We start from the raw sequence: 23,617 nt of genomic DNA on the forward strand, positions 1-23,617 counted from the left end.
AAGCGAAGGTGCCGAGGCGATCACGCCTTTTTCAAAAACTCGGTCTTCAGCACCAGGCCCTTCACCTGCCTGGTGCTGCATTCGATCTCGCCGGGATTGCCGGTGAGGCGAATATTCTTCACCAGCGTGCCGCGCTTGATCGTCTCCGAGGTGCCTTTGACCTTGAGATCCTTGATCAGGGTCACGGAATCGCCCTCGTGCAGCGCCGTGCCATTGCTGTCTCTTACGATCGCGTCAGTCATGTCGGGTCTTTCGTGGGGCTCCGGTGCGGAGGTGGTTGGGTCATTACCCGGCCTATTCCACAGTTGGCGGCGAGGTCAAGCGTGCTGGGGGTCAAGCCCACTGGGTCAAGCGTGCCGGCTGTCAATGCCATGCGGACGGCCGATCGGAAAACCCGGGTTGCGAGCAGACGGGACCCCCCCTGGGCCCATAGTGGCATTGCCGCTCCGCGACATGCGCTCCGACCAGGCCGTCATCCATGCGATGGCGCCACGGCAATCGAACAAAAGCCGTGGCCTTCATTACGCAGATATTCCGGCACGAGTTCAAATAGCTGAGCGCCCGCCGGTGTGGACAGGAAGGTCGCACAATGGCGGAGCTGCCCGCCCTTTCGCTTGGTCCGTTATTGCAATCGGCAAGAAGCCGGCGGTCACTTGTTGGCGCCACCGAGCTGGTTGGCCATCTTGCAGAAGTCGGCATGCATCTTGGCAATGCCTGCGTCGCTGCATTCCTTCAACATCATGGCCCGGTCGCTCGTGGACATGGCCATCCATGCCGCCTTGAATTCGGCTTCCGACTTCATGCTCTTCATGCCGGCGTCGGTGAAGAAGGGCGTCATTTTCTGCGGATCGTCGAGCGCCGAAGTGCCAGTGGCACCGGCGGCAAGCGCTGCGCCGGTCATCATCGAAAGCGCCATCGCGCCCATGCAAAGCATCTTGATGTTCATGATCATTCCTCCAGAGCTGCTGCTTTGAGGTTGTCCATCAGCGATCTACGAAGGAACGGCGTTTTGACCCGAAAGTTCCACGTTCTGGCGCAGGCATGGAACAGGATTGCCCGTGACGCCATTAATGCAGAAAATTCTACCACGACTGAATTTGCGGCGCTGCAGACGAGCGCAATCGGCGTCCAGCTGGGTGAGACGCTACGAAGTTGCACGCCGGCTCAATATGCCCGATCATGGCGGTGGCGGGGTGGAGGTATCAAGTGGCGGCAAATCGTCGAAACGGCGCGCACCTGTCGGAGCCCCGGCGGGCGGGCATTGTTTCCGCGGCCAGGGCGCTTCCGCGCACATCCTTGCCCAGCGTAGCGTCGGTCGTGACGGCCGTCGCGGCGCTCTATTTCGGGCGCGAGGTCTTTCTGCCGATCGCAATCGCGCTGCTGCTTACCTTTGCGCTCGTGCCCATGGTATCGGCACTCAAGCGAGCCGGCATTCCGCGTCTTCCTGCCGTAATCGCCAGCGTGCTCGGCGCATTCACGGTGCTGGCTCTGTTCTCCTTCATCGTCGCCACGCAGGTCAGTGAACTGGCGCAGAACATCCCGCTTTACCAGGCGAATATCCTGACCAAGGTCCGGTCGCTCAAGGAAACCGGCGTCGGCGGAGGCATCGTTTCCAGATTGAGCCGGGTGATCGAACGCGTCGGCCAGGAGCTCGACAGACCGGAGCCCGCACAACCCGCCGCCGATCAGCCTCCGCGGGAGCCGATCCCGGTCGAAATCGTCGCGCGCGAACGACCGCTCGAGGTTCTCCAGAATCTGATCGGCCCGCTGCTGAGCCCGCTGGCATCGGCCGGACTGATCGTTGTGGTCGTCATATTCATGCTGCTCGAGCGGGAGGATCTGCGCGATCGCTTCATACGCCTCGTCGGCTACGGCGATCTGCATCGAACCACCGAGGCGTTGCAGGATGCCGGCAAGCGCGTCGGCCGGTATCTGCTGATGCAATTGGTCGTGAACATCGTCTATGCCGTCCCGATTGCAATCGGACTTTGGCTGCTGGGCATACCCAATCCATTGCTGTGGGGCTTGCTGGCGCTGGCGCTGCGCTTCGTCCCCTATATCGGCCCGGTCATAGCGACGCTGTTGCCTCTGTTCCTGGCGCTTGCCGTGGCGCCCGGCTGGTCGCTCGTGCTATGGACCGCCGGGCTTTTCGTCGTGGTGGAACTGATCACCGGCAACGTGATCGAACCCTGGCTCTACGGCTCGCGCACCGGGCTGTCGCCATTGGCTATCATCGTTGCGGCGATCTTCTGGACCTGGCTCTGGGGGCCATTGGGCCTGGTTCTGTCGACGCCGCTCACGGTCTGCCTCGTCGTGCTCGGCCGCCATGTGCCGCAGTTCGAATTCCTCGACGTTCTGTTCGGCAACGAACCCGTGCTCGAACCGCACGCCCGGCTTTACCAGCGGCTGCTGGCCGGCGATCCCGAGGAAGCGACGGACCATGCCGAGGAGATGCTGGAGGAAAAATATCTGGTCGAGTTCTATGACGAGGTCGCGATTCCCGCACTTCTGCTCGGCGAGCAGGACCGGGTGCGTGGTGTGTTGAGCGATGAGCAAAGACAGCAGGTCGCGGGCAGCGCGCTGACGATGGTGGCGAACCTCGACGACAGCGCGCAGGAGGAGGCGGAAGAGGACGATACGGCCGCGGCCGAGGACAACGGCTCACGCGAGGACAAGCAGGTTCAGGGGGAGGTTCAGGGCGAGGACGAAACTGAACTGCCGGATGGCACGGGCATGTCGGTGCTGTGCGGCGGAGGGCGCGGCGAACTCGACGATGCCGCTGCCGCCATGCTGGCGCAGGTGCTCGAAATCCAGGGCGCCACGGTGTTGAGAGCGAGCTTCGCCGATATGGAACCGAGGAGCATTCGCCGTCTTGAGCTCGACGCTGTCGATACCGTCGTCGTCGGATTTTTAAACCGGGATTCCGTCAAGCACGGCCGGTTCCTGGTCCGTCGGCTGAAACGCGCCAAACCAAGGTTGCGGGTGGGCATCGTATTGTGGTCGGAAGCCGACAGCGACAACCAGGAGGCAGACGCCAGATTGGCCAATGAGATCAACGCCGATTTCGTCGCACACGGCATGGTCGGTGCGGTGCTCGGTGCGTTGTCCAGCGCTCCGCCGGTGGCGCTGAAGACCACCGCCAAACGCCGCGTGCGCCGCCTGGCGCCGGCGCGCAAGAAAGAGTCGCTCGCCGCGGCAAAATGAGCGCGGCGAAGACCGCGGCAGGTCGGGTTATTACCGCTTTCGCGAAAACGGCAATAACGAAACGGATCAGGTGTCTTCGCAAGCGTCGCGCTGAACCGTTCGGATGCTACCGCGACGAACGGCGCCAGTCTTCACACAGTCCAGAAATAACGCACCGTATGGAAGAAGACCGGGGCGGCGAAGACCAGGCTGTCGGCACGGTCCATCATGCCGCCATGGCCTTCGATCAGATGGCCCCAGTCCTTGACGCCTTGATCGCGCTTGATGGCGGAGGCGACCAGCCCACCAAGGAAGCCCATCAGACAGGCGATGAAGGCGACGCCGGCTGCCTGCAGCGGCGAAAACGGCGTCAGGAACGACAGCAGCGCGCCGAGCAGGCTCGATGCTGCCAGCCCGCCGACCAGCCCCTCCCAGGTCTTCGACGGCGAGACCGTCGGCGCCAGGAGATGCCGGCCGAACAGCTTGCCGAAGATATATTGCAGCACGTCGCTGCCTTGCACGGTGATGATCAGGAAAGCGATCAGCAACAGGTTGCGGCCTTCGAAGCCTGGCACCTCGAGCGTCAGCAGCGCCGGCACGTGGCTGACGCAGTAGACCGAAATCATGACCGCCCATTGCTGCGCCGAGACGCGCTCGAGAAAGCGCTCGGTGTCGCCGTGCAGCGCGGTGATCGCCGGCATCAGCAGGAAGCAGTAGACCGGGATGAAGATGGTGAAGAGCCCGTACCAGGCGGTCCACACCAGCCAGTACTGGAACGGGATAACGATGCCGAACATGCCGAGCAGCACCCAGTGGTCGCTGCGGCGGCTGTGTGTCAGCGTCACGAATTCGCGCAGCGCGGCGAACGAAATCAGCGCGAACAGAATGGTCATGCCGGGGCGGCCGAAGAAGAAGGCGACGGTGATCGCCACCACCATCACCCACCAGGCATTGATGCGCTGGGTGAGGTTGACCAGCGTCGGCGACAACGGCTTTGGCGCGCGCCATGACAAGACGCCGGCGACGACGCTGGCGCTGATCAGCACCGCCAGGAGGCCGACAATCAGAATGAGGGTTTCGTGCATCATCGGCAGCATTTTGCCTTGGTCCTCAATCGTCTCGCTGCGGCCGGGGGTTCAGCGCCAGCAGCGTTTCGCGGGCGCGGTCGAGAAAGGCGCGGCGTTCCTCACCCGGTTGAATGGCGATCGGCGCGCCGAAGACGACGCGGCAAAGCAGCGGCACCGGCACGAATTGCCCCTTGGGCAGCACCCGCGACATGTTCTCGATCCAGCACGGGATAAGCTCGACATCGGGCCGCGCCATCGACAGATTGTAGAGGCCTGAGCGGAACGGCAGCAGCGGTTCGTCGGTCATGTTGCGCGTGCCTTCGGGAAACAGGATCAGCGAATGGCCTTGGTCGAGCACCGACAGCATGATCGAGATCGGGTGCTGCGTTTCATCCGTCCATTGCCGGTGGATCAGCACGGAAGACAGCATGTCCTCGGCGATGAAACGGCGCAGCCGCGTCTTGCCCCAATAATCGGCGGCCGCCACCGCATGGGTACGGGCGCGTTCCTTCTCGCTGAGGCAGGCCGACAGCAGGATGAAATCGCCGTGGCTGGCATGGTTGGCGAAGTAGATACGCTGCCGGTCCGATGGCTGGCTGCCGTTCCAGATCGGCCGCACGCCGGTGACCACCCAGGCCAGTGCCGACAGGCCGACCGAGGTCACCGTCTGCAGCAGGGTATAGGTGCTGACGCGAAGCTTTGTCATGGACGGGCTCAAAAGAATGCCGCGACGACCGAGGCCGCCGCGAACAGGCTGAAGGCGATACGCTGCTTGGCGAGCAGACGGCGCGTGCCGGCCATCCGCTGGTCGAGCGAGCGGCCGCCGGCCGCCGTGGGTTTCAGCCGCATGCGCGCCAGCACGTCGTCGATCGCCGCACCGCCGCCTGCCTCGCTGGCGTGGCTGGCCATCAGCCGGAACAGCAGCGCGTCGAATAAAAGCAGGGCCGAGAGAATAATTGTGGCTATGGCACCCGCGGCGGCGATCAGCCAGGCCGCCGCGGATAGCGACGATGTTTGCGGCGCAGCCGCCAGGCCGATGACCGGCGCCGCCAGCAAGGCAGCAGCAATCAACAGCAGCGGCCATGCCACCTGCACCATCAGCCCGGCGGCGAACGCTTCGGCCCTGTCACGATAGGCGGTCATGTTCGCCGCGTCCACGCCAAGATGCACCGGCCGGCCCGCGGCGGCGAGCTTGCCTCGCGCCTGATCCGGCGTGGCGGCCCGGCCGCTGGCGACCAGCCATTCGCCGACGACGGCGGCGCTGCGTTGGAAGCCGAGCGCACAGCAGACCAGCACCGTGCCCTGGCTCTGCGCCGCCTCGATCGTCGCCACCGCTTGCGCACGCGCCTCCGGCGATGGCGGCAATAGATCGACCATGGCCACGCTCACCCAGCGGCCGGAGGCGCCGCGCGGTCTTTCCAATTCGCCGGCAAGGTCGACCACCGTGCCGAAGGGGTCGGCCTCGGCGGCGGTCGGAAAACGGCCAAGGAAAACACCGTCGGCGATGACGATCTGCGCCGGAAACTTTCGCGTCCACGCCCACACATTGGCCTTGGCGCCAAGGCGGTAGGGCCAAAGCAGAAGACGGCTGGCCAGCGACACGCGGCCATCGGCTGTTTTCTGGAACAGTTTGGCGCCGGCGCCGGCATAGGCGAAAGCGACTATGGCCAGCGCCAGTGCCGGCCACAACAGGATGAGCCACAGCGCCGAGACCAACGCGCCGGCAGCCGCGCCGGCCAGCGCAAGGGTTGCGCCGAGCGAATAGAACAGCGCCAGCCGCCGCGCCTTCGGGTCAGCGCTCAGGCGGAAGCCGGCGAACGGCAGCTCGCCGTCGCGCGGAAACAGCCACAGCGCGAAAAGGCCGAGCAGCGCGCCAGTCGGAATGTCGATGAAATGGTGCTGCCACGTCGTCAGCACCGAGGCGCCGATCAGGAAACACCAGAAATGCCAGGCGACGCCGGCAATGCCGGTCAATCTGTGACGCCAATGGTCCCAGATGATGACCAGCAGCGCGATATGCAGCGACGGCGCCTGGTTGAAGGGTTTGTCGAAGCCGCCGAGTACGGCGAACATGAAACCGGGCAGGCCGCTCGTCTGCGGGCGCGCGAAGGTCGCCGTCAGCGGGAACAGGATGAAGCAGGCGACGGCGACGAGCTGCGCCGTCAGATAGCGGCCGGCAAGGCGGTCGACGCCGCTCTTCGAATTGTTCAACAGCAGCGACAAGCCATAGAACAGGTTGATCGACCAGTAGGGCACGATCGTCCAGGCAAGGAACGGGACGCCATGCTCCCAGCCGAAGACGATGCTGCCGACGTCGTCGCGCCGCGACGCCAGCCAATTGGCGAAGCCGTAGGTGGCGTAGAAGAACGGCGCCAGAAATGCAAGCCACAGGGCGGCGCGCAGGACTATCCCGGGATATGGCTCGCGCGGCAAGGCCGGAAGGGCAGGGGCATCGTGAGGAAAGGCAGAGGCAGGCAAGTTCATGCTCAGACGCGCCGCGCGACCGAAACGGTGAAGATGCCCCACTGGTCGATGCGCTGGTCGAGCTTCTCGAAGCCGGCGGCCGCCACCAACTGGTCCATCTCGGCCTGCGTGCGGCGGCGCATCACCCAGGCCTGGCCGCCGCGGTGCGAGGTCAGGCTGCGCGCGATCATCTCGAGCTGCGGATGCCAAGGCTGATTGGTGTAGACGAGCAGGCTTCCGGGCTGCATGGCGCCGGCCAGTCCACCGAGCGAGCGGGCAATCATGGCATTGTCGGAAAACAATTCGTAGAGCCCCGAGACGACGGCGAGATCCGGCGCCGGGTCGAGCCCGGTCAGCGTGGTGGCGTCGAATGCGTCACCTTGATGGAACGAGATAGTCGCCGGCAGCCTGCGCTCGGCGATCAGCTTGCGGCCGAGCGAGACGTTGAGCTCGGAGAAATCCTGCAGCCGTACGCTTGCCGGCGGCTCGGCGCATTTCTGCACGGCATCGAGCACGTAGCGGCCATGGCCAGCGGCGATATCGACGATATGGACCGGCCGGTCGGCGGCCTTCAGCGTCTCGGCGGCGCTGCCGATCAGCTCTTCCAGATGCAGCTTGCGCTGGCGGATGCCGCGCCAGCCGATGGCATCTAGAAAGGTGCGGTCGATCATGCGGCCGATGGGGCTGATGCCGCGCGCCTCGTTCTCGTAGACATAGTCGAGCGTCGAGCCGGAATCGAAGCCGGTGGCAATCCCCGTCTTCATGCCCGACGACAGCCAGGCGCCCATGCGGATCGAGGCGCGGCTCATCGCCCAGTAGAGGCCCCTTAGCGACAGCAGCGGCAGCGGCGAGGCCAGCCGGTCGGCCTCGTCGCGTGTGTAGCCGGCGCGGTCGGCCTCGGTCAGGTCGACCGGCTTTTCCGGCGCCGCGAATTGCTTTTCAAGGAAAGGCGTGATCAGGTCGAGTGCCTTGTGGCGGTCGCGCTCGCCAAGCGTGTCGTGGAAGAAGCCGGGCAACACATGCCGCTCCTTGGCCGGGCTCGCCAGATTGACGAAAAACTCGTGCTGCGGTCCATGCCGCACCACCCAGTCGCTGCCGGAGATCAGAAGCTGTGTCGGCACGGTGATGGCGCGGGCGTCGGCGACCATGCGCGCGGCATGGTCGTAGAGCTCGACCAGGATGTTGGAGGCGATCGGCCGGGTGATCAGCGAGTCGGCGTCGAAGGAGGCGATACGCTCGGGGTCATGCGTCAGGAATTTCGCCTTGACGTAGGAATTGACGAAGAAGCGGCCCTTCAGCTTCTGCCACAACGCAATGCCTTGCTTGGCGAAGGGCACGTAGAGCTTGACCGAGAAGGCCGGCGAGGCCAGCACCAGGGCGCGAATGTCGGGCGCATAGTCATGCACCCAGGCGGCGGCAAGCACGGCGCCGAAGGATTGCGCGATCAGCGCGATGTCGCGCCGGGCAAAGCCGTCGCTGCCGATCTCGCGCACGAAACAATCGATGTCGCGCACCAGCGCGGCAAACGACGGCGCATAGCCGCGCTCGCCGGCGGAGCGGCCATTGCCGCGCGCATCCCAGGCATAGAAGGCGTGGTCGGGCATCTGGAGCTCGTCGACCAGATGCGCCATGCGGCCGCCATGCTCGTGGCCGCGGTGGAACAGCAGGATGGCGCCCTTGCGGTTTTCCGACAGTGCCGGCCAATAGCGATAGAAGATCTCAGTGCCGTCATGGCTCTTGAAGCTGCGCTCCTGCGCCACCCGCTCGATGTTGGCTGGAGCCACGGCGGCAACCGTCTCTTGGTGAAGCATGTTGTTCTCCCTGGCGAGACCGGAATTCAGCTGCCGCTCCCGTTAAGGCCGCTGCGTATCCGGTTGATGGCGGTCGCCAGCGAGAGTGTAGCCATGGCCGGAAACACGAGCGGCGTGAGCGCCGGGACCCACAGGCCGGACGCGATAAGCACGGCGAGGATGCCAAGCGCCAGCGCCCGGTCGCTTTTGCCGAACGGGCCGGCATAGTTGCGCCCGGTTCCTGCGGCGATGCCGAGCACGCCGGCGAACTCCGTGATCATCGCCGCGATAGCAAATGCAACGACGCCCCAGGCAGGAAAAATGACGGCAAAGGCCAGGATCAAAGCGAGATCGGAGACAACATCGCAGAGCTCGTTGAGATACATGCCGAGCTTCGAGGCCTGGCCATGTTCCCTTGCGAGCATACCGTCGATCGCATTCAGCGCCATTCGCATAAACAGCACGAGCGGCATCAGCAGAATGACCACGCGGTGGCCGGCAAGGGCTGCCACCACAAGGCCGGTGGCGAGCGAGAGGGCCGAGGCCAGCAGCGTGATCTGGTTGGCGGTGATGCCCGCCCTGGCCAGGCCGTCGGCAAGCGGCCGCAGCCTGGCCTGGAAGGCCGGTTTCAGCGCATAAAGCGTCGGCATATGCGAACCCCGCGGCCGCGGTGCAAAGTGATGTTGGCGAGGATGGTCAATTGGCGCGCAAGACGCAAGGGCGGCGCCCTGCCACTTTTCGACATCCGGTTGCGTCGGCGCTAGCTTTCGCTGTCGCCATTGTCGCCTGGGAACCGTGCGGGCAAGCTTTCTTCGGCCGCCGCCCAGGCGCGACTATGATAGCGCCGCAGGATGAGAATGCATGTCGCGAAGGCCGCCAGCCCGCAAATCACGCCGGGCGACATGCCTCCGCCGAAAGCGGACTTAACAACGATGCCGGCGAAGACGCCGGCGATGGCGCCGTTGATCGTGCCCACCATCCCCGCGGTGGTCATGAAATATTGCAGCGGCGAGGGCCTGAGACCTTTGTCGACCAGCACCGCCGAGGGGTCGTCATGCGTGGAATTGACAAGGTATCTTTGCAGGACGGGCGCCAGTTCGACGAAATAGTGGCGGATCCTGGCCATGCCGCGGGCATGCACCATGTCCTCGATGGCAACCTGCACAGCGCGCACGAAGGTGACCAGGCCGATGAAGAAAAGGCAAGGCAGCAAGATAAGGCTGAACAACACGAACGGCCTGCCCATCTCCGTGACCTGCGCGACGAAGGACAAGGCAATCGTTGCGCTCGAGACCGAGGTCAGGAACAGATCGGCTCGCTGGTTCGCTTCCTGAATGGTCGCGGCGCGAGCGTTTTGCAGCACGAAATGCTCGGTCGTCAGGCACTGCAGGGCGTGCTGCGCCTGGTCAGGCGGAACCGGAGTGTCGGGAGAACGGGTCATCGACATTTGCCCCCCTCTGCCCGCCGGAACCGGCAGGGCAGAAGGGGCGTCGTCCTGCTGCGAGCCATCAGGACTTGCCGTTGCCGTCGTTGATGGCGATACGCTTGGCCTTGGCCTGGGCGCGCTCCGGCTTCGGCAGCGTCACGCTTAGCACGCCGTTCCGGAACGCCGCGTTCACCTTGTCTTCGTCGACTTCGTAGCCGAGCGGGATCCGCCGCTCGAAACGGCCATAGAAGCGTTCGGAGAACTGCCTGTCCTTGTCCTCGGTCTCTTCGCGCTTCTCGCCGCGCAGCGTCAGCACGCCATCGTCGAGCAGTAGCTCGACGTCCTTCTCGTCCATGCCGGGAATCTCAGCGGTGACGCGGATCTCCTTTTCGCCATCGGAGATTTCGACACTCGGCCAGCTGGTGCGGGCAGCGGAGAAGCTACCGAGCGACGGCAGCCGCGTGTCGAGGTCGCGGAACGCCTCGTCGAACAGGCGGTTCATTTCGCGATGCAGCGTCAGGAAGGGATCGCGATCGCCGTGGCGGAACAGGCTGGGGGCCTGATTGTTCTCCCGGCCCCAGGGAATGAGATCACGAATAGCCATTGCATAGTCTCCTTTCTCGACTGGTGCGTTCAGGCAGCCTGCTTGTTTGCTTCGACCTGCGTGACCTTCGGCCCGGTCTTCGGCGAGGCGACATCGGTCCCGATGGCGATGTGCCGAGGCTTCATCTCCTCGGGCACCTCACGTACCAGATCGATGCTGAGCAGGCCGTTGTCGAGCGAGGCGCCTGCGACCTTGACGTGATCGGCAAGCTCGAAACGGCGGGTGAAGGGCCGCGCGGCGAGGCCACGATGCAGATATTCCGCGTTGTCCGGATCCTTGTACCGGCCCGAGACGATCAGGAGGTTCGGCTCGTGGGTTATCTCGAGGTCGTCCTCGGAAAAGCCAGCGACGGCGATGGTGACGCGGTAGTTGTTCTCGCCCCTGCGCGCGATGTCATAGGGCGGCCAGGCGTCGAAAGCCTGCGGAGCATTTTCCAGCAGGTTGAAAACGCGGTCGAAGCCGATGCTCGACCGATAGAGCGGGGAAAAATCGAATGCGGTTCTCATAGCTACATCCTCCATCGAGCAACATAGATACGAGGAGCGCCAAAGAGCTGGCGCTCCCTGGTTTCGCCGGCCCCATTTCGGCGACCGGTGCCTTCGATCTGGTTACTGTCCGCCGCAAGTCAAGACCCGGTGGCTTTCGCGTTGCCGGTTTTTCGGGCCGGTTTTTCGGTCGGTTCGGCGAGGCTGCCAATTTCCCCGCTTGCGGCGAGATGTCCGGCAGGAGATTGCCTGTTTGGCTTCAATCGCCAACGCTGACTTCCCCGGCCGGTTATTGTCTGCCGCAGGTCAAGACCCAGATTCTTGTGTTGCCGGGCCCATTCCCGGCACTCGCAGATGGAGCTGACCATGACACGCGACGAGATCATTTCTGTGCTGGGCCCGGTCGACGACGCCGTTATCGCCGACATTGCGGCGACGGACGGGACGGTCCAGGAATTGCGTGAGGCCCTGGCCTGGATCGCCGCCGACGAGGCGCTGGTGAACGAGGGCCGACCGCTGCCGACGGCAAGAGTAGCGATGCTGATCGAACTGCTGCAAGGGCCGGACGAGGAGGAATAACCGGCTGTTGCCGCGATGCTCTTGAACCGCGCAAAGAGAAGACCACCTTCGGCGGCGCCGGCCGGCCGTCGGTGCCTGCCAGCATAACGTTGCTTGCTCAAACAAGAAGACGATCAGAAAACAAGGAGGAAGTGATGGACGACGTCCGCTTTGCCGAGCCGATCACGTTGAAATTCCAATCCAGCGAGCGCAAGGTCGCCAGCAGTTGGGAAGCCATCGAATGCATGCGCCAGCAGTGGGCGGACCGTGCACGCGGCCGGAGTTGGCGCGCCGCCTATCGGACCTGCCGCGACGCGCTCGACGGTTGGCGTACCGCGCGTGATGCGCGCAAGGCCTTCGTCAGGGCGGCGCGCAAGGCCGGATTGCTCGCATCGGCCCGCAAGCCTGTCGACCACGCCGGCTAGCCCGGCCCCCCCGCCGATAATGTGAGATCCAAGACAAGTGGGGAGAGGCAGCTGCCTTTCCCCCACCTCGGAGACTTTGTCAGCTGTCTAGCGGCTGATCGGCTTGCTCCTCAGTGGACGGTGATAATGCCGTTTACGGCCCGCCATTCGGAGGGCTGGATCAGGTGATGATGGGCGACGCGCACCGAATGCAGCGGGCCTTCGATCTCGCGCTCCCAGAAATCGAGGAAATGCTTCAGCGTCGGGAAATCGGGGGCAATATCGTACTCCTGCCAGATGTAGAGCTGCAGCAGGCTGCGATGATCGGGCAGGCGGTAGTGGATCTCCGCCGTGGTGAGGCCAAACCCTTGCATCTGGAGCTGAAAGTCCCTGCTGGTCATGCGATCGTCCTTTCCGTTGAAATCTCGGTCTGTTGAAATCTCGGCCTGCAAAACGCCTCGCCTTCCACATAGGTTCCAGCCGCCGCGAGCGGCTCCCGGCGGACGGGATTTTGAAAAATCCTGCCAAATTTCAGGCGCATTTTACCTGAGGCGACTAATGTGCGAACGATTACAGGGTATTGGCACTCTCAGGTGTCGAGTGCTAAAATTTTTGCGGGATCCTCTTGAAAGCTGAAAAAAGCGCGACTAGTTCGTATGCGCGCGATGCCTGACGAAGGGTCGTGCACCCCGTGCCGGGCCGATTATTGCCGGTCCGGTCAGGAGGATCTTCGAAAATCTGTTTGTCCCGAGAGGAGAACGACATGACGTTCCGTCCATTGCACGACCGCATCCTGGTCCGCCGTATCGAGGTCGAAGAGAAGACCGCCGGCGGCATCATCATCCCCGACACCGCCAAGGAGAAGCCGCAGGAGGGCGAGGTCATTGCCGCCGGTCCGGGCGCGCGCGACGACAGCGGCCAGTTGCAGCCGCTCGACGTCAAGGTCGGCGACCGCATCCTGTTCGGCAAATGGTCCGGCACCGAGATCAAGCTCAATGGCGAGGATCTGCTCATCATGAAAGAGAGCGACGTGCTGGGCGTTATCGAGGGCGCCGGCGAGATGAAGAGGGCCGCCTGAGCGGGGCCTCAACAAGCATTCCAGTCAACGAAAAGCTGCCTATTCGAAGGAGTGATCCAATGGCTGCCAAAGATGTGAAATTTCATACCGAAGCCCGCGAGAAAATGCTGCGCGGCGTCGATATTCTCGCCAATGCGGTGAAGGTAACGCTCGGTCCCAAGGGCCGCAATGTCGTCTTCGATAGGTCGTTCGGCGCCCCGCGCATCACCAAGGACGGCGTGACTGTCGCCAAAGAAATCGAGCTGGAGGACAAGTTCGAGAATATGGGCGCGCAGATGGTGCGCGAGGTCGCCTCGAAGACCAGCGACACCGCAGGCGATGGCACCACGACCGCGACGATTCTTGCTCAGGCCATTGTCAGGGAAGGGGCCAAGGCGGTCGCTGCCGGCATGAACCCGATGGATTTGAAGCGCGGCATCGACAAGGCGGTCGACGCCGTCGTCGCCGACCTGAAATCCAATGCCCGCAAGGTGACCAGGAACGACGAAATCGCTCAGGTCGGCGCCATCTCTGCCAATGGCGATGCCGAGATCGGCCGCTTCCTCGCAGAGGCGATGGAAAGGGTTGGCAATGAGGGTGTCATCACTGTCGAGGAAGCCAAGACCGCTGAGACTGAGTTGGAAGTGGTCGAAGGCATGCAGTTCGACCGTGGCTACCTCTCGCCCTATTTCATCACCAACCAGGATAAGATGCGCGTCGAACTCGAAGAACCTTATGTGCTGATCCACGAGAAGAAGCTGTCCAACCTGCAGGCCATGCTTCCTGTGCTCGAAGCCGCCGTGCAATCGGGCAAGCCGCTGTTGATCATCGCCGAGGACGTCGAAGGCGAGGCGCTGGCGACGCTGGTCGTCAACAAGCTGCGCGGCGGCCTGAAGGTTGCGGCCGTCAAGGCGCCGGGCTTCGGTGATCGCCGCAAGGCCATGCTCGAAGACATCGCCATCCTGACCGGCGGCAGGGCGATCTCGGAAGACCTCGGTATCAAGCTCGAGAACGTCACACTGGAGATGCTCGGCCGCGCCAAGAAGGTGCTGATCGAGAAGGAGAATACCACCATCGTCGACGGTGCCGGCCGCAAGGATGAAATCCAGGCGCGCATCAGCCAGATCAAGGCTCAGGTCGAGGAAACCACCTCCGACTACGACCGCGAGAAGCTGCAGGAGCGGTTGGCCAAGCTCGCTGGCGGCGTCGCAGTCATCCGCGTCGGCGGCTCGACCGAGATCGAGGTCAGGGAGCGCAAGGATCGCGTCGACGACGCCATGCACGCCACACGCGCGGCGGTCGAGGAGGGTATCCTGCCCGGCGGCGGCGTGGCGCTGCTGAGGGCGGCGAAGGCGCTCGATAACGTCGTCGTCGACAATCCCGATCAGAAGACCGGTGTCGACATCGTGCGTCGCGCCATCGAAGCGCCGGTGCGCCAGATCGCCGAGAACGCCGGTGCGGAAGGTTCGATCATCGTCGGCAAGCTGCGCGAGACGACCGACTTCGGCTATGGCTGGAACGCCCAGACCAACGAGTTCGGCGACCTGTACGGGCAGGGCGTCATCGATCCGGCTAAGGTCGTGCGCACTGCGCTGCAGGGTGCGGCCTCTGTTGCCGGGCTGCTGGTGACGACCGAGGCGATGGTGGCCGAGAAGCCGAAGAAGGAAACGCCCATGCCTCCGATGCCCGGCGGTGGCGGCATGGACTTCTAAGGTCAGGCTTCCAAAGCGCGATTTCGAAACGGCAGATGGACCGTGTCCGCCAAAGGCGGGCACGGTCTTGCCGGTCCGGGAACTGATGCTGAGCAGGTGTTGCCATGGATATGACGGACAGTCTTGGAAAGATCGCCGCGCCGACCCGCCCGAAGAACGATTTCAACTATGAAACCGATTGCAGGGCGGCGCTGGCGCCTTTGGTCGACGGGTTGCTGGATATGGCTGAGTCGGCCGGCTGGGATCGCCGCAAGGCGGCCTACACGCTGATGTTTCTGGCGGCTCAACGCGTGGGGGCCGGCAAGGAGGAGCGCCAATGATTGCGGCGCGGATGCGCGAATGCCTGCTCTAGTGGGGAGATTGGCAGCTTCACCGACAGCGCTTTAAGCCCGTGGCAGCAGCCGGCGCATGATCAGCGAGGCGTGGCCGCCCACCCCGTGTGCAGCCGGCCGGCGCTCGACGACCTCGAAGCCGTGCTTGCGATAGAAGGCGATTGCGCGGTCGTTGCCCTCGATCACTTCCAGTGCGATGCTGGGAATACCCGCATGCGCGGCAAGAACGGCGTGCAGCAGGTCGGCGGCAAAGCCGGTGCCGTAGTCGCTTTTGTCGATATGGAGCCGCTCGAGCATGACCTCGCCCTTGTCGTCCATCGCCGCCATCGCGTAGCCGGCGAGCGAGCCGTCAGCCCGCTCGGTGACGAAGGACATCTTGCTGTCGTCCCTGAGCTCGGCCGCCAGCCGCTCCGGCGCGTGCTTCTCATCCGACAGCCGTGCCGTAGTCTCGGCACCCAGGATCGGCGAATAGGTGTATCGCCAGGACTCTCCAAGTAGCCGAGACACCGCCGGCACGTCCTGTTCGGTCATGGTCCTTATCTGGGTCATTGGCACCTCGCCTCAGAAACCTGCCCTTTGAGCGGAGATGTTCGGCAGGACAGAGAGGTGCTGTCCCACCGACCCTGCACGGCCGAGTTCAGCGCACATCCGCGCCGGCCACGATTACGATGTGCTGACAGACATTATCGATATCGCGAATGACGTCGTCGTTCCAGAAGCGCAGGATAGTCCAGCCGAGCGCTTCAAGGCGCGAGCTTCTTGCAGCATCCGATGCCGAAGCTTCGGCCTCGGCATGCTGAGAGCCGTCCAACTCGACAATGAGCTTTTTGTCCGGACAGGCAAAATCGACGATAAAGCCGGCGATGGGCATCTGGCGGCGAAATGGCAGTCCCATGAGACGATGGGCCCGGACCTCGTTCCAGAGCTTCAGCTCGGCATCAGTCATCGACTTGCGCATTTTGCGCGCATTGCCGCGGTTACTGGGAGGTACGGGATAGTGGTTCACTACTTCTATTCCCTTCGCGCGAAACTTGCCTATCCCTCTACGCTGCGCTTGAACACCCCCCTCTGTCCTGCCGACCTGGATAGCTACCGCTCCTCCACCATCACCGCCTCACCCGCGATTTCAGCCAGCGGTCGAAGGCCACGGCGAGGATGAGGATCAGGCCGATGACGATGCTTTGCGTGTAGGACGAGACGTTGTTGAACTGCAGGCCGTTCTGCAGCACACCGATCAGCCCTGCGCCCACTACAGTGCCGCCGACGCTGCCGATGCCGCCGAACAGCGAGGTGCCGCCGATGACGACCGCCGAGATCACCGTCAGCTCGTAGCCGATGCCGGCCACGGCTTCGGAGGAGTTGAGCCGCGCCGACAAAACGAAGGCGGCAAGGCCGGCGAAGAAGCCGACGATGATGTAGACCGAGATCAGGATGCGGTCGACCCGCAGGCCGGAGAGCCGCGCGGCCTCGGCATTGCCGCCGACGGCGTAGACGGCGCGACCGTAGCGCGTGTAGCGCAGCACGATGTGGCACAGGATTGCGGCAATCGCGAAGATGATCGCCGGCACCGGCACCGGGCCGATCAGGCCGGTACCGAACCAGCGCATCGAGGCGTCGAAGCCGGAGATCGGACCGCCATTGGAGATTGTCAGCGTCAGGCCGCGAAACACGGTGAGGCCGCCGAGCGTGACGACGAAGGGCGGCACTTTCAGCCTGGTGATGGCAAAGCCCTGGGCGCCGCCGGCCACGGCGCCGACGACGACGGCGGCGAGAAGGGCGGCGAACCAGCCATAGCCTTGCGTGCCCGTTGTCGACAGCGACAGCGTGTTGGCGGTGCCGCCTTTGGCTACCACGGCCGCGACCATGCCACAAAAGGCGAGCAGCGAGCCGACCGACAGGTCGATACCGGCGGTCAGGATGACGAAGGTCATGCCGAGCGCGATCAGCCCGGTGATCGAGATCTGGCGCATGATGTTGAACAGGTTGATCGGGTCGATGAAGCTCGGCTTCAGCACGGTGAAGACGACGATCAGCAACGCCAGGAACATCAGTGGGCCGAAGCTCATCAGCAGGCGCGCAATATTGACGCCGCCGCGCTGGCTCCGTTCGGTCGTGCTGGTCATTGCGTTGCTTCCTGCTTCTGGTCGAGCGCCATCAGTTCCATCAGTTTCTCCTCGGTCGCCTCGATGCCGGGCATCTCGCCGGTAATGCGCCCGCGCCGCATGGTGACGATCCTGTCCGACACCGCAAGCACCTCGGGCAGCTCCGACGAGATCATCATGATGGCGATGCCGCGCGCCGCGAGCTCCACCAGGATCTGGTGCACCTCCGCCTTGGCGCCGACATCGACACCACGCGTCGGTTCATCGACGATCAGCACCTTGGGATCGCGTGCCAGCCAGCGGGCAAGGATGACCTTCTGCTGGTTGCCTCCCGACAGTCCCTCGATCGCCTGCTCGGGCGAGGCCATGCGGATCGACAGCGTCTTCCTGTAGTTCGCCAACGCCTCGCGCTCGCGCCGCTCGGCCATGAAGCCGACATTGGAGTAGCGGTCGAGCGCGGCGATCGAGAAATTGGTGAGGATGGCGAGTGCGGCGAAGATTGCCTGGTGCTTGCGGTCCTCCGGCACCAGGCCGATGCCGAGCTCGATGGCATCGGCGGGTGAGGCCGGCGCGATCGGCCTGCCGTCGAGCCTGATGGTGCCGGCGGCAATGCGGTCGGCACCGAAGATGGCACGGGCGAGCTCGGTGCGGCCGGAGCCGACGAGCCCGGCGACGCCGAGGATTTCGCCGGCCTTGAGGTCGAGATCGACGCCTTCGAGCACGATGGCGTGCGGCGCCTGCGGATCGCGCACCGTGCGCAGGCCGCGCACCGAGAGCCGGACGTCGCCGGCGACATCGCGCTGGGTCGGCCTGGCATAGAGCTCGGAAGCGGCACGGCCGACCATCTTCTCGATGATCTTCGGCAGTCTGATCGGCCCACCTTCGCGGTCGAGATGGCCGGCCAGCCTGCCGTCGCGCAGCACCGTCATGCGGTCGCAGATCGCCGATGCCTCTTCCAGCCGGTGGGTGACGAACATGATGGCGACGCCGTCCTTGCGCAGCCGGCCCATGATCGACATCAGCCTGTGCACTTCGGTTTCGGTCAGCGCCGAGGTCGGCTCGTCCATGATGATCAAGCGGCTCTTCAGCGACAGCGCCCGGGCGATCTCGACCAGCTGCTGCTCGGCCACCGACAGCGCCGACACCGGCGTCGCCGGGTCGAGGTCGAGGCCGACGCGAGCGATGATCGCGCGCGAATCTTCCTCCATCTTCCGCCAGCTGACCAGCCCGAACCGGCCGAGCGGTGCGCGGCCGATGAAGATATTCTCCGCCACGGTCAGCGTCGGGATCAGGCTCAGTTCCTGGTAGATGGTAACGATGCCGTGGCGCTTGGCATCCTGCGGATTGTGCGGGCTGAATTCGACCCCGTCGAAAACGATGCGGCCGCTGGACGGCGGCATCACGCCGGACAGGATCTTGAGCAGCGTCGATTTGCCGGCGCCGTTCTCGCCGAGCAGGCCGAGTATCTCGCCGGGGCGGACTTCGAGCGAAACGTCGTTCAGCGCGGTGACGCCGGCAAAGCGCTTGGTCACACCCTCGACGGTGAGCAGGGCGGGAGAGGGCGCAATAGCGGCTGCCTTGGGCAAAGTTTGCTCCTCGATCATTCGGTTGTCACGCAAGGCTGGCGGGACAGCACCCCCTCTGGCCTGCCGGCTTTGCCTACTTCGTCTCGCCCAGCCTTTCCGCCTTGTCGAGATTGTCCTTGCCGATGACGATCGGCGTCAAAAGCACCAGCTTTTCCTTCGGCTCGGTCTTGTCCCTGGCGTACGCGACCGCGATCTGCACGGCGGTGCGCGATTGTTCGCCGGGGAATTGCTCGACCGTGCCGGCCAGTTTGCCGTCGCGCACGGCGACCAGCGCTTCGGGAAGCGCGTCGAAGCCATAGATCTTGACGTCGGTGAAGTTGCGCGCCGCGCAGGCTTCAACCGCGCCAAGCGCCATGTCGTCATTGGCGCAGATGATCGCGTCGGGCTTGCCGTTGGCGGCAAGGCCTGCCTCGGTGACGGACAGCGCCTCGGCGCGGGCGAAGTTTGCGGTCTGCTCGAAGATGATCTGGTACTTGTCCTTCATGGGATCCAGGACGTTGTGGACACCCTTGTTACGGTCGATCGCCGGGCCGGCGCCGGGCTGACCCTGCAGATGGAAGATCTTGGCGCCGTTCGGGAACGCCGCCACCATGGCCTGCGCTTCGGCCTCGCCGCCCTTGACATTGTCGGCGCCGACATGGGCGAGGATGCCTTCGACGCCCTCGACGCGGCGGTCGATGGTGACGACGGGAACGCCGGCCTTGACCGCTTCCTCGATAGCTGGGGCCAGCGCGTTGACGTCGAGCGGCGAGATGACGATGGCGTTGACCTTCTGCACGAGTGCCGCTTCGATATCGGCGGTCTGCTTGGGCGCCGAATTCTGGCCGTCGCTCTCGACCAGGTTGACGCCTTGCGCCTGCGCCTCAGCCTTGATCTGGTTCAGCATGTGCACGAAGAACGGAAAGCCGAGGCTCGGCACCGAACCAAGGATGGTCAGCTTGTCCTGGGCAAAAGCCAATTGCGGAGCGGCCAGCGCCAAGGCGCCCATCGCCGCGGACGACAGCAGGAATTCACGTCTGTTGATCAATGTAGTCTCCTCCACATAAGCGCACGAGCCCCAAAACCGGAATGGGTTTCCGGCAAGTTCCTGCGTCGATCCAAAATATGGAGTGTCCTTTGAGCGCCCAACTCGCTTTGAATGAGGGGACGCAACGGCGCTCCAACCGGTCCACCGCGACGTTTTCTCCTCCGCTCGGCGCCGGCACGCGGATGCTAGCCAAGGCCGGAGCTTTGCGCAAGAACGGGAGAAGGCAAGACCTACCGATCGATCATCACCATGGTGCGCTCGCCGTAGCGCGGACCGGCGACCTTGCCGGGCGCCAGCGCGTCGTCGAGCACCTGCATCTCGGCGGCGTCGAGCCTGATCGAAGCCGCGGCGACGTTCTCCTCGAGGTATTTTCTGCGCTTGGTGCCGGGGATCGGCACGATGTCGACGCCGAAGCCGCTCCCCTTGTGGAGCAGCCAGGCCAGCGCGATCTGACCTGGCTTGACGCGCTTCGCCGCGGCAAATTCAAGGACAGTGGCCGCCGCCTGCATGTTGGCGTCATAGTTGGCACCCTGGTAGCGCGGGTCGCCGCGCCGGTAATCGCCCTCCGAATAGTCTTCTGCACGCCTGACATCGCCCGTGAGAAAGCCGCGGCCGAGCGGCGAGAACGGCACCAGGCCGATGCCGAGCTGCTTCAGCAGGGGAATGATTTCCGGCTCCAGATTACGCTCCCAAAGCGAATATTCGCTCTGCACCGCCGATACCGGATGCGCCGCATGTGCCAGGCGGATATTGGTGGCACCGGCTTCCGACAGGCCGAAGAAGCGGACCTTGCCCTCAGCGATCAGTCGGCCGACCACACCGGCGACGTCTTCGATCGGCACGGCCGGATCGACGCGGTGTTGGTACAAAAGGTCGATATGGTCGGTGGCGAGCCGGCTGAGCGAGCCCTCGACAGCCTCGCGGATATGCTCTGGCCGGCTGTCGCGCTCGGTGCCGATCTGCTTGCCGTTTTCGATGCGGAAGCCGAACTTTGTGGCGATCGTCACCGCGTCGCGCCGGCCCTTCAGCGCGCGGCCGAGCAGTTCCTCGTTGGCGAACGGCCCATAGACCTCCGCCGTGTCGAAAAACGTGCAGCCGAGCTCGATGGCGCGGTGCAGCGTGGCGATCGACTCCGCCTCGTCGGCCGGACCGTATGACTGGCTCATGCCCATGCAGCCGAGACCAATTGCCGAGACTTGCAGCCCCTGGCTGCCGAGTTTGCGCTTTGTCAATGTCATCTGAGGTTCTCCGGGGTCGGTGTCGCAGTCCAAGCCGCCATATCCCATATAGCGCGCCGGTTGGGTTTCCACAGCCGATAGCTGACCGGCCATTTGAATCCAGGTCAAAGTGCGCCGCATCGATGCGCTTACAGTGTCCGCTGTCTTGGGAAGGCGCAAGGAGGCGGGTGGTCCGGGCCGGAAAGGCCAGAAGCAGCTAGCTTCGGACCACCCGTGGCCTTGATTGATGCGATCGCCACCAATCACACCATCAGTTGGCAGCGGTGCGCATATAAGACCAATCGCTGGCAGCGTAGCGGCCACCCCTTCGTGCCACGGCGAGCACGCGCCATGCGAAGGCTCCCTTATGACTTGAGAGAGCCACGTTCAGGCTCGAAATATCGACAAAGCCGGAATAGATCTCACTTGAACCAGATGGCACAAGTGCGAGCAACTCCACGAAGAAGCGCACTCCCTCTGGTTGCTGGCGTGCCGTCCACACGAGCTCGACACTATTTGCGCTGGAGCCAATCAACTCGCCATATGTAGGCGCGATGAGTATTGGAGCGGAAAGCGTCGCGGCCTTTGCGCCATCAGAGCGAATGGCAGTCAGGCGCGCGCGAGCAGCCGGGAGACCGGATGCTTTGAACCACGCACGGGCGAGATCGACGTTTTGCGGAACGCCTTGCCCTGCCTCGTAAAGCTGGCCGAGATTATATGCCGCTCTTCGAATGCCATGAGAGGCCGCACGCGCGTACCATGTGGCGGCTTGCGCCATATCCGGGGACACGCCGCGGCCGCTGTCAAGCATGATGGCAACATTGAATTGTGCTTCGGGCAGACCCGCTTCTGCAGCACGGCGGTACATGTCGAAGGCGAGCCGAGCACCTGTCGGCCCGCCCATCAAGTCTTGTCGCAATGCCTCGCGAAACAAAGCACTCGGATCCTCGGCGCTAGCCGGCGTCACCGACTGTGCGAACGCGAGCAATAGACTGGCCGCGGTCACGAAGCGGCGCACGGCGTTAGCGCCAGGTGATCTCGACACGACGGTTTTCAGGTTCGGCAATACCCTCTTCGGTCGGAACCGCGAGTTCTGTTTCGCCTTTCGCCAGGACCTGGAACCGGTCGACCGGAAGTCCGCGATCGAGCAAAGCTTTCAGCACCGCTGTCGCCCTGCGCTGAGAAAGCAAGAGGTTCCGCGCTGGTGTTCCGACACGATCGGCACTGCCAGTAACGATCATGACTTGCGGCTTGCCCTCGTTGAAGGCGCGAGACGCTTGATCGAGGACTTCTCTGTCCTTGGGAAGAATTGTGCTGCTGCCGGTGCCGAAATGGATGACCAATGGGGCCGGTCCACTTTGTGGTTTCGCGCTTTCCGGCGTCGCGGGCGAAGGCGGATCTGTTTGCGCGAAAGCAGATGTGCTTCCCAACAGGACAATAAAGGCGAGATGGCGAACAAAGCAACTGAGGTTCATATCAGACTCCTGTTTTGCGCTACCTTACTAGTTACCGCCCAATTGCCACTTCGATAGTTCCGGGGCGGGGGAGTGAACCATCGTCCGCAAATGCGCGCTGGATGAGTGCAGCTTCCACAAGCCCAGCCGCTATACGCTCTGCGCTTGGTCGATCTTCATTATAAAAGTACATGACTTCGTTTGCCCGAGAGCTTGTGGGTGAATTGCCAGATTTTACGACGTCGAGCCCCTGGGCTCGCAGACTCCGCTCAAGGGTCGCCGCTCGTGTCCGCGCGGAATCGCGGTTACGCGCAAAGCGCAGAATGACTCGTGGAGTTGTATCTGGGGGCAGAACGATATCAGGCGATGTGCCGATGGTTGCGGTAGACTGAGGCTGAGACGACTCTTGAGGCTGAAATGCTTCAGCAAACTGCTTTTCAAGGCGATCCATCTGCTTTTCAAGGCGATCCATGCCGGCATGATTGTCCGTCGCCTGCCGCCGCAATTTCTCGATCTGAGCCACGAGCTCGGACCGCTGGCGATCGAGTGCGGCCGCATCCGGCGACGGCGCCCGGGCGACGTCGCTCACCTGCGCTCGCAACTGCGCCAGCTCCGTGCGATCGGCGGTCGCGTCCTGCCGCAGCTTTTCGATCTCGGCCACGAGCTCTGCCCGCTGGCGATCGAGCGTAACCGCATCCGGTGACGGTGCCCGGGCGGCTTCTCTCACCTGTGTCCGCAGCTGCGCCAGGGCCGCACGGTCGGCGGTCGCCGCCTGCCGCAGCTTTTCGATCTGAGCCACGAGCTCGGACCGCTGGCGATCGAGTGCGGCCGCATCCGGTGACGGTGCCCGAGCGATGTCGCTCACCTGCGCTCGCAACTGCGCCAGCTCCGTGCGGTCGGCGGTCGCCGCCTGCCGCAGCTTCTCGATCTGAGCCACGAGCTCTGCCCGCTGGCGATCGAGCGTAACCGCATCCGGTGGCGGTGCCCGGGCGGCTTCTCTTACCTGCGTCCGCAGCTGCGCCACGGCCGCACGGTCGGCGGTCGCGTCCTGCCGCAGCTTCTCGATCTGAGCCACGAGCTCTGCCCGCTGGCGATCGAGCGTAACCGCATCCGGTGGCGGTGCCCGGGCGGCTTCTCTTACCTGCGTCCG

At 64.0% G+C, this 23,617-nt stretch carries 25 protein-coding genes and 1 pseudogene; 6 read left to right on the forward strand and 20 right to left on the reverse strand.

What is annotated here, in order from left to right; translation table 11 throughout:
- Positions 1–20: 20 nt before the first annotated feature.
- Positions 21–242 (reverse strand): alkylphosphonate utilization protein, encoded by a 222-nt coding sequence (locus tag NKH13_RS26850; RefSeq protein WP_352481647.1) that lies wholly within the window; start codon positions 240–242, stop codon positions 21–23.
- Positions 243–649: 407 nt separating this feature from the next.
- Positions 650–946, reverse strand: a complete 297-nt coding sequence (locus tag NKH13_RS26855) for a hypothetical protein (RefSeq protein WP_352915676.1) — start codon at positions 944–946, stop codon at positions 650–652.
- 260 nt (positions 947–1,206) lie between these two features.
- Between NKH13_RS26855 and NKH13_RS26860 the strand changes: the two genes are divergently transcribed.
- Positions 1,207–3,204, forward strand: a complete 1,998-nt coding sequence (locus NKH13_RS26860; RefSeq protein WP_352915679.1) for an AI-2E family transporter — start codon at positions 1,207–1,209, stop codon at positions 3,202–3,204.
- Between the two features lie 131 nt (positions 3,205–3,335).
- Here NKH13_RS26860 and NKH13_RS26865 read toward each other — a convergent pair whose 3' ends face one another.
- The 8 genes and pseudogenes from NKH13_RS26865 to NKH13_RS26900 form a co-directional block, all read right to left on the reverse strand.
- Positions 3,336–4,271 carry a phosphatidate cytidylyltransferase gene (locus tag NKH13_RS26865; protein WP_023675663.1) on the reverse strand — a complete coding sequence of 312 codons (936 nt, stop codon included), beginning with the start codon at positions 4,269–4,271 and terminating at the stop codon, positions 3,336–3,338.
- A 22-nt stretch (positions 4,272–4,293) separates the two neighbouring features.
- Entirely contained in the window at positions 4,294–4,956 is a 663-nt protein-coding gene (locus NKH13_RS26870) for a lysophospholipid acyltransferase family protein (RefSeq protein ID WP_292664595.1), read from the reverse strand.
- 446 nt (positions 4,957–5,402) lie between these two features.
- Positions 5,403–6,734: pseudogene (locus NKH13_RS26875) on the reverse strand (phosphatase PAP2/dual specificity phosphatase family protein); the annotation flags it as partial.
- Between the two features lie 2 nt (positions 6,735–6,736).
- Complete coding sequence (locus NKH13_RS26880) at positions 6,737–8,524, reverse strand: bifunctional alpha/beta hydrolase/class I SAM-dependent methyltransferase (protein ID WP_352915682.1); 1,788 nt, start codon at positions 8,522–8,524, stop codon at positions 6,737–6,739.
- A gap of 26 nt (positions 8,525–8,550) precedes the next feature.
- Entirely contained in the window at positions 8,551–9,153 is a 603-nt protein-coding gene (locus NKH13_RS26885; protein WP_352915684.1) for a CDP-alcohol phosphatidyltransferase family protein, read from the reverse strand.
- Between the two features lie 110 nt (positions 9,154–9,263).
- Positions 9,264–9,944, reverse strand: a complete 681-nt coding sequence (locus NKH13_RS26890; protein WP_352915686.1) for a hypothetical protein — start codon at positions 9,942–9,944, stop codon at positions 9,264–9,266.
- Positions 9,945–10,011: 67 nt separating this feature from the next.
- Positions 10,012–10,533, reverse strand: coding sequence for an Hsp20/alpha crystallin family protein (locus NKH13_RS26895; RefSeq protein WP_352915689.1), 522 nt, complete (start codon positions 10,531–10,533; stop codon positions 10,012–10,014).
- 29 nt (positions 10,534–10,562) lie between these two features.
- A complete protein-coding gene (locus NKH13_RS26900) occupies positions 10,563–11,039 on the reverse strand; it encodes an Hsp20 family protein (protein WP_352915691.1) in 477 nt (158 codons plus the stop codon).
- Positions 11,040–11,384: 345 nt separating this feature from the next.
- Between NKH13_RS26900 and NKH13_RS26905 the strand changes: the two genes are divergently transcribed.
- Together NKH13_RS26905 and NKH13_RS26910 are read left to right on the forward strand one after the other, a co-directional pair.
- Entirely contained in the window at positions 11,385–11,597 is a 213-nt protein-coding gene (locus tag NKH13_RS26905) for a hypothetical protein (protein WP_292664633.1), read from the forward strand.
- A gap of 134 nt (positions 11,598–11,731) precedes the next feature.
- Positions 11,732–12,001 (forward strand): DUF982 domain-containing protein, encoded by a 270-nt coding sequence (locus tag NKH13_RS26910; RefSeq protein ID WP_352721179.1) that lies wholly within the window; start codon positions 11,732–11,734, stop codon positions 11,999–12,001.
- 110 nt (positions 12,002–12,111) lie between these two features.
- Here the strand turns inward: NKH13_RS26910 and NKH13_RS26915 are convergent, their stop codons facing one another.
- Positions 12,112–12,381, reverse strand: coding sequence for an usg protein (locus tag NKH13_RS26915; RefSeq protein ID WP_023718102.1), 270 nt, complete (start codon positions 12,379–12,381; stop codon positions 12,112–12,114).
- Between the two features lie 362 nt (positions 12,382–12,743).
- Between NKH13_RS26915 and NKH13_RS26920 the strand changes: the two genes are divergently transcribed.
- The 3 genes from NKH13_RS26920 (at position 12,744) to NKH13_RS26930 (ending at position 15,069) form a co-directional block, all read left to right on the forward strand.
- Positions 12,744–13,058 (forward strand): co-chaperone GroES, encoded by a 315-nt coding sequence (locus NKH13_RS26920; RefSeq protein WP_352721181.1) that lies wholly within the window; start codon positions 12,744–12,746, stop codon positions 13,056–13,058.
- 59 nt (positions 13,059–13,117) lie between these two features.
- Positions 13,118–14,749, forward strand: a complete 1,632-nt coding sequence (gene groL, locus NKH13_RS26925) for a chaperonin GroEL (protein WP_352915693.1) — start codon at positions 13,118–13,120, stop codon at positions 14,747–14,749.
- A 104-nt stretch (positions 14,750–14,853) separates the two neighbouring features.
- Entirely contained in the window at positions 14,854–15,069 is a 216-nt protein-coding gene (locus NKH13_RS26930) for a hypothetical protein (protein ID WP_352915695.1), read from the forward strand.
- 63 nt (positions 15,070–15,132) lie between these two features.
- On the opposite strand, the gene NKH13_RS26935 is transcribed toward NKH13_RS26930, so the two are convergent.
- The 9 genes from NKH13_RS26935 to NKH13_RS26975 form a co-directional block, all read right to left on the reverse strand.
- Entirely contained in the window at positions 15,133–15,630 is a 498-nt protein-coding gene (locus tag NKH13_RS26935; protein ID WP_352721186.1) for a GNAT family N-acetyltransferase, read from the reverse strand.
- Positions 15,631–15,718: 88 nt separating this feature from the next.
- Complete coding sequence (locus tag NKH13_RS26940; RefSeq protein ID WP_352721187.1) at positions 15,719–16,087, reverse strand: endonuclease domain-containing protein; 369 nt, start codon at positions 16,085–16,087, stop codon at positions 15,719–15,721.
- 100 nt (positions 16,088–16,187) lie between these two features.
- Entirely contained in the window at positions 16,188–17,204 is a 1,017-nt protein-coding gene (locus NKH13_RS26945; RefSeq protein WP_352467912.1) for an ABC transporter permease, read from the reverse strand.
- A complete protein-coding gene (locus NKH13_RS26950; protein ID WP_502908343.1) occupies positions 17,201–18,769 on the reverse strand; it encodes a sugar ABC transporter ATP-binding protein in 1,569 nt (522 codons plus the stop codon). The genes NKH13_RS26945 and NKH13_RS26950 overlap by 4 nt, the downstream gene beginning before the upstream one ends.
- Before the next feature lie 73 nt (positions 18,770–18,842).
- Complete coding sequence (locus NKH13_RS26955; protein ID WP_352915710.1) at positions 18,843–19,793, reverse strand: substrate-binding domain-containing protein; 951 nt, start codon at positions 19,791–19,793, stop codon at positions 18,843–18,845.
- Between the two features lie 233 nt (positions 19,794–20,026).
- Positions 20,027–21,034, reverse strand: a complete 1,008-nt coding sequence (locus NKH13_RS26960) for an aldo/keto reductase (RefSeq protein ID WP_352915698.1) — start codon at positions 21,032–21,034, stop codon at positions 20,027–20,029.
- A 250-nt stretch (positions 21,035–21,284) separates the two neighbouring features.
- Positions 21,285–22,079, reverse strand: a complete 795-nt coding sequence (locus NKH13_RS26965; RefSeq protein ID WP_352915699.1) for a tetratricopeptide repeat protein — start codon at positions 22,077–22,079, stop codon at positions 21,285–21,287.
- On the reverse strand, positions 22,036–22,488 hold the full coding sequence (locus tag NKH13_RS26970) for an OmpA family protein (RefSeq protein WP_352915702.1): 453 nt from the start codon (positions 22,486–22,488) through the stop codon (positions 22,036–22,038). The genes NKH13_RS26965 and NKH13_RS26970 overlap by 44 nt, the downstream gene beginning before the upstream one ends.
- A gap of 31 nt (positions 22,489–22,519) precedes the next feature.
- Positions 22,520–23,617, reverse strand: a 1,098-nt coding sequence (locus NKH13_RS26975) for a hypothetical protein (RefSeq protein WP_352915704.1), incomplete at its 5' end; no start/stop codon positions are given.

This window comes from Mesorhizobium sp. M1348 (assembly GCF_040317925.1).
Lineage (GTDB): Bacteria > Pseudomonadota > Alphaproteobacteria > Rhizobiales > Rhizobiaceae > Mesorhizobium.

What these genes read in the sequence shown, in the direction of transcription:
- NKH13_RS26890 (WP_352915686.1), bottom strand. Translation starts at nt 9,944, where the DNA reads ATGACCCGTTCTCCCGACACTCCGGTTCCGCCTGACCAGGCGCAGCAC.
- NKH13_RS26920 (WP_352721181.1), top strand. Translation starts at nt 12,744, where the DNA reads ATGACGTTCCGTCCATTGCACGACCGCATCCTGGTCCGCCGTATCGAG.
- groL (WP_352915693.1), top strand. Translation starts at nt 13,118, where the DNA reads ATGGCTGCCAAAGATGTGAAATTTCATACCGAAGCCCGCGAGAAAATG.
- NKH13_RS26865 (WP_023675663.1), bottom strand. Translation starts at nt 4,271, where the DNA reads ATGATGCACGAAACCCTCATTCTGATTGTCGGCCTCCTGGCGGTGCTG.
- NKH13_RS26885 (WP_352915684.1), bottom strand. Translation starts at nt 9,153, where the DNA reads ATGCCGACGCTTTATGCGCTGAAACCGGCCTTCCAGGCCAGGCTGCGG.
- NKH13_RS26900 (WP_352915691.1), bottom strand. Translation starts at nt 11,039, where the DNA reads ATGAGAACCGCATTCGATTTTTCCCCGCTCTATCGGTCGAGCATCGGC.
- NKH13_RS26935 (WP_352721186.1), bottom strand. Translation starts at nt 15,630, where the DNA reads ATGACCCAGATAAGGACCATGACCGAACAGGACGTGCCGGCGGTGTCT.
- NKH13_RS26915 (WP_023718102.1), bottom strand. Translation starts at nt 12,381, where the DNA reads ATGACCAGCAGGGACTTTCAGCTCCAGATGCAAGGGTTTGGCCTCACC.
- NKH13_RS26870 (WP_292664595.1), bottom strand. Translation starts at nt 4,956, where the DNA reads ATGACAAAGCTTCGCGTCAGCACCTATACCCTGCTGCAGACGGTGACC.
- NKH13_RS26850 (WP_352481647.1), bottom strand. Translation starts at nt 242, where the DNA reads ATGACTGACGCGATCGTAAGAGACAGCAATGGCACGGCGCTGCACGAG.
- NKH13_RS26895 (WP_352915689.1), bottom strand. Translation starts at nt 10,533, where the DNA reads ATGGCTATTCGTGATCTCATTCCCTGGGGCCGGGAGAACAATCAGGCC.
- NKH13_RS26960 (WP_352915698.1), bottom strand. Translation starts at nt 21,034, where the DNA reads ATGACATTGACAAAGCGCAAACTCGGCAGCCAGGGGCTGCAAGTCTCG.
- NKH13_RS26880 (WP_352915682.1), bottom strand. Translation starts at nt 8,524, where the DNA reads ATGCTTCACCAAGAGACGGTTGCCGCCGTGGCTCCAGCCAACATCGAG.
- NKH13_RS26930 (WP_352915695.1), top strand. Translation starts at nt 14,854, where the DNA reads ATGGATATGACGGACAGTCTTGGAAAGATCGCCGCGCCGACCCGCCCG.
- NKH13_RS26945 (WP_352467912.1), bottom strand. Translation starts at nt 17,204, where the DNA reads ATGACCAGCACGACCGAACGGAGCCAGCGCGGCGGCGTCAATATTGCG.
- NKH13_RS26855 (WP_352915676.1), bottom strand. Translation starts at nt 946, where the DNA reads ATGAACATCAAGATGCTTTGCATGGGCGCGATGGCGCTTTCGATGATG.
- NKH13_RS26905 (WP_292664633.1), top strand. Translation starts at nt 11,385, where the DNA reads ATGACACGCGACGAGATCATTTCTGTGCTGGGCCCGGTCGACGACGCC.
- NKH13_RS26910 (WP_352721179.1), top strand. Translation starts at nt 11,732, where the DNA reads ATGGACGACGTCCGCTTTGCCGAGCCGATCACGTTGAAATTCCAATCC.
- NKH13_RS26970 (WP_352915702.1), bottom strand. Translation starts at nt 22,488, where the DNA reads ATGAACCTCAGTTGCTTTGTTCGCCATCTCGCCTTTATTGTCCTGTTG.